The organism is Mycobacterium sp. E740 (assembly GCF_001672895.1).
Lineage (GTDB): Bacteria > Actinomycetota > Actinomycetes > Mycobacteriales > Mycobacteriaceae > Mycobacterium.
The window spans coordinates 1-5006 of sequence record NZ_LZKP01000217.1 but is presented as its reverse complement, the minus strand read 5'-3'; the positions used below and the strand labels follow the sequence as shown (position 1 = coordinate 5006).

1 protein-coding gene is annotated in these 5006 nt (G+C 69.9%); it reads right to left on the bottom strand.

What is annotated here, in order from left to right; all coding sequences use genetic code 11:
- On the bottom strand, positions 1-5006 hold a 5006-nt coding region (locus tag A5663_RS21135; RefSeq protein WP_156744595.1), incomplete at both ends, for a non-ribosomal peptide synthetase.

The window sequence follows — 5006 nt, the reverse complement described above, 5'->3', positions numbered from 1 at the left end:
GCCTCGGTCGGACCGTAGGCGTTGATCATCGTGCGCCCCGGCGCCCACCGGTCCACCAACTCCGTCGGGCACGCCTCACCGGCCACCATCAACGTCGTCGCGGCCAACCCCTCCGCCGACAGCATCGCCGCCGCCGACGGGGTCTGACACAACACCTCGACGCCTTCGGCAACCAGCAAGGCGTGCAGGTCCTCGGGGGAACCGGCGACCTGTTCGGGCACCACCACCAGCCGCGCGCCGTGCAACAACGCCCCGAAGATCTCCCACACCGAGACGTCGAACGACAACGAGTGCCACTGCGACCACACCCGCCGTGCCGTCACCTCGGCATTGGCCGCCGCCACGAACTGGGTCACGTTGCGGTGTTCGACCGCAACGCCTTTCGGCACACCGGTCGTACCCGAGGTGTAGATGAAATACGCGATGTCATCAGGTGCCGGCAGCGGCAACGCAGTCACCGGCGCGTCCCGCAGCCGCTCGTCATCCACCGCCACGATCCGCACGCCCAAGCCGTCGAGCCGATCGGCCGTCGCCGTCGTGGTGACCGCAGCGACCGGTGCGGCATCGGCGACCATGAACTCGATGCGCGCCGCCGGCAGGGCCGGATCGATCGGCAGATACGCCGCACCGGTCTTCAGCACGGCGAGGATCGACACGATCGCCTCGGCCGATCGGGGCAGCAGCAGCGCCACGCTCTTGCCGGGTGCGGCGCCGTGGGCAGCCAACAGATGGGCCAGCCGATTGGCGGCCTCGTCCAGTTCGCGATACGTCCACGAGCGTTGGCCGTCACCCAGCGCCACCGCCTCCGGTGTGCGAGCCACCTGCCCGGCGAACACCCCGGGGATCGACTGCCCGGCGGGCGCCTGCGCCAACGCCGCACGGTGACCCCAGCTGTCCACCCGAGCGTGCTCAGCTTCGTCGAGCACATCCACCGACGACAATCGCTGGTCGGGCTCGGCGGTCATCGCCTCCACCACCCGCTCCAGTCGCTCGATCAGCGCCTCGATGGTGGCAGCGTCGAACACGTCGGTGCGGTACTCGACGTCGCCGCGGATGCCGGCGGGCGCGCCGTCCTCGCTCCAGTGCTCACCCAGCGAGAAGGTCAGATCCATGCGGGCGGTGCGCGTGTCGACCGGAAGCGGCGCGACATCCAGATCGCCCAGGGCGAGCCCGACGTGGTCGCTGTCCTGACCCGCGAAGTTCTGCCAGGCCAAGAGGACCTGCACCAGCGGCGAATGAGTCAGCGACCGCGTGGTGGTGAGCCGCTCCACCAGTACCTCGAACGGCACGTCCTGGTGCTCGTAGGCTGCCAGGCTGCGCGCGCGCACCTGGCCCAGCAACTCGGCGACGGTGGGGTCCCCGGTCAGCTCGACCCGCAGCACCAGCGTGTTGACGAAGAAGCCCACCAACTCGTCGAGCGCGGCGTCGCCACGACCGGCGATCGCGAACCCGATGCCGACATCGCTGCTGGCGCCCAGTTTGGAGAGCAGCATCGCGAGGGCGGCCTGCATGACCATGAACGTGGTGGTGTTGTGCGCGTAGGCCAGCTGGGTGACCCGCTGCTGCAGCTCGGCCGAGAACTCGACGGTCGCACGGGCTCCGCGATAGTCGGCGACCGGCGGATAGGGACGGTCGGTCGGCAACTGCAGCTGCTCGGGCATCCCGGCCAGCGCCTGCTCCCAGTAGGTCAGCTGCGTGGCGATGCGGCTTTCCGGGTCGTCGATGTCGCCCAGCTGTTCGCGCTGCCAGATCGTGTAGTCGACGTACTGCACGGGCAGCGGGTCCCAGCCCGGCGCCTGCCCGGCACTGCGGCTGGCGTACGCCGCACCCAGATCCGCGACCAGCGGGGTGACCGACCACCCGTCGGCGGCGATGTGGTGCACCACCGCAACCAGCACATGCTCGTCGTCAGCGACTCGCAAAAGGCTTGCGCGCAAGGGGATCTCGGCTGCCAAGTCGAATGTGTAGCGGGCTGCCGCATCGATGGCCTCACTGACCCGGTCGTCCGGCCATCCGGTCGCGTCGATGACCTGCCACCCGAAATCGGCCTGCGCGGCCGGCACCACGAGTTGTTGTGGCAGGCCTTCGGGTGCGACGAACAAGGTGCGCAGGCTCTCGTGGCGACCCACCACATCGGCCAGCGCCTGACCCAGTGCGTGGGTGTCGAGGCGCCCGCTCAGGCGCAACGCCACGGCCATGTTGTAGATCGGCGAGGGCCCTTGCAGCTGATCGATGAACCACAGCCGGTTCTGTGCGAAGGACAACGGCACGACGGCAGGGCGCTGCACCGGCAGCAGCGGGTCGAGCCCGCCGCCGTCGGCGCCGATCCGGTGCACCAGCTGCGCCACGGTGGGCGCCTCGAACAGCACGCGCACCGCGAGGCCGGAATCGAAGGAATTGTTGATGGCGGCGATGACGCGCATCGCCGACAGGGAGTCGCCGCCGAGCTCGAAGAAGGAGTCGTCGACGCCGACGCGGTCGACACCGAGGACCTGGGCGCAGATGCCCGTCAGGATCTCCTCGGTCAGCGTGGCCGGGGCGCGATAGCGTTCGGCGTCGCTGTACTCCGGGGCGGGCAGGGCGCGCTTGTCGATCTTGCCGTTGACCGTCAGCGGCAACGCCTCCAACGTCACCACGGCGGCGGGCACCATGTAGGCCGGCAACCGCTGCCCCACCTGGGCGCGGACATCGGCCGACTCGACCTGCCCGGTGACGTAGCCGACCAGCCGCTTGTCCCCCGGGCGGTCCTCACGCGCGATCACCACCGCCTGAGCGACGCCGTCACAGGCGGCCAGCGCGGCCTGGATCTCCCCGAGCTCGATGCGATACCCGCGGATCTTGACCTGCTCATCGGCACGCCCCAAGTACTGCAACTGCCCGTCGGCAGCCCAGCGCACCAAATCCCCGGTGCGGTACATCCGCTGCCCACCCCCGGCGAACGGACACGCCACGAACCGCGACGCGCTCAACGGCGCCCGGCCCACATACCCGTACGCCAGACCGGCTCCGGCGACGTACAACTCACCGATGACCCCGGCCGGCACCGGGCGCAACCAGCCATCCAGGACGAAGAACCCCAGATGCGCCAACGGCACCCCGATCGGGCTCACCGCCGAATCGACATCGGATTCGACGATCTCGCGCAGCGACGCGTGCACCGTCGTCTCGGTGATGCCGTACATGTTCAACAACCGCGGCAGCCCGCGATGGCGGTCCAACCACGCCGAAAGTCGCGCCGGCTCAAGGGCTTCCCCGCCGAAGACCACCGTCTGCAACGCCAGTTGTCCGGCCGGCGCGGCGGCGTCGGCGCCCTGCAACGCGTAGAACGCCGACGGCGTCTGGCTCAACACCGTGACCTGTTCGGCGGCCAGCAGCGTGTGCAACTCCTGCGGTGACCGCACCACCGCATCCGGGGCCACCACCAGCCGGCCCCCGCCCAACAGCGCGCCCCAGATCTCCCACACCGAGAAGTCGAACGCCAGCGAATGACACTGCGACCACACCCCCGCGGTGGGCACCTCGGCGCTCAACGTGTCCAACAACCGCACCACGTTGGCATGGGGCACCGCCACGCCCTTGGGCACACCGGTGGTGCCCGAGGTGTAGATCAGATACGCGACATCGTCACCGCCCGGGGTGGGCAACGCGCCGTCCGGCGCCGCCTCGACAGCAGGGTCGGCGATGTCGATGACCGCCAGCCCGCGCCCCTGCAGGCGCGTGCTCAGCTGCGCAGTGCTCACCGCGGCGATCGGCGCGGCGTCGTCGAGCATGAACCCGACGCGCGCATCGGGCTGCGAGGCATCGATGGCGAGATACGCCGCCCCGGCCTTGAGCACCGCGAGCATCGCCACGACCGCCCCGCCGGAGCGCGGCAGCAACAACGCGACCCGCTCACCCGGACCCGCACCACGGCCAACCAGCAAGTGCGCCAACCGATTCGAGGCCTCATCCACCTCGCGGTAGGTCCACGACCGGCCCTCGCAACTGATCGCCACCGCCTCCGGCGTGCGCACCGCCTGATCGGCGAACAACACCGGAATCGACACCGACACCGAAGCCGGGGCCGGGCGAGCCAGCGCCCCGCGATTACCCCACCCGTCCAGGCGAGCGCCTTCGGTCTCGTCGAGAACGTCCACCCACCCGAGCCGCCGGTTCGGGTCGGCGGTCAAGGTCAGCAACACCCGCTGCAACCGCTCGATCAACGCCTCGACACTCGCCGCGTCGAACACGTCGGTACGGAACTCCACCTCACCGGAGATCCCCGTCGGCTCACCGTCGGCGGTCCACTGCTCGCCCAGTACGAACGTCAGATCTGTACGCGCGGTGCGGGTTTCGGCGGGTATCGGTGTGGCTTGCAGATCGCCCAGTGCCAGCCGGTCGTGGCCGCTGCCCTGGCCGGCGAAGTTCTGCCAGGCCAGCATCACCTGGACCAGCGGATGATGCGTCAGCGAACGCGTCGGGTTGAGCCGCTCGACCAGTACCTCGAACGGCACATCCTGATGCTCGTAGGCAGCAAGGCTGCGGGTGCGGACGTCGCTGAGCAGCTCGGCGAAACTCGAAGCTCCGGCCACCTCGACCCGCAGCACCAACGTGTTGACGAAGAAGCCCACCAGGTTGTCGAGCGCCGGGTCGCGCCGGCCGGCGATCGGGAATCCGATGGCCACGTCGTTGCTGGCGCTCAGCTTGGAGAGCAGCACCGCCAGCGCGGCCTGGACGACCATGAACGTCGTCGCGTTGTGCTCGTGGGCGACCCGGTCGATCTGCTGCTGCAGCTCCGCCGGCCACTCCAGCGCCACCGAGGCTCCCCGGTAGTCGGCCACCGGCGGGTAGGGCCGGTCGGTGGGTAACTGCAGCTGCTCGGGCATGCCGGACAGCGCCCGCTCCCAGTAGGCCAGCTGCGCGGCGATGCGGCTGTCGGGGTCGTCGAGATCGCCGAGCTGCTCACGCTGCCACAGCGTGTAGTCGACGTACTGCACCGGCAGCGGCGCCCAGTCCGGCGCATGCCC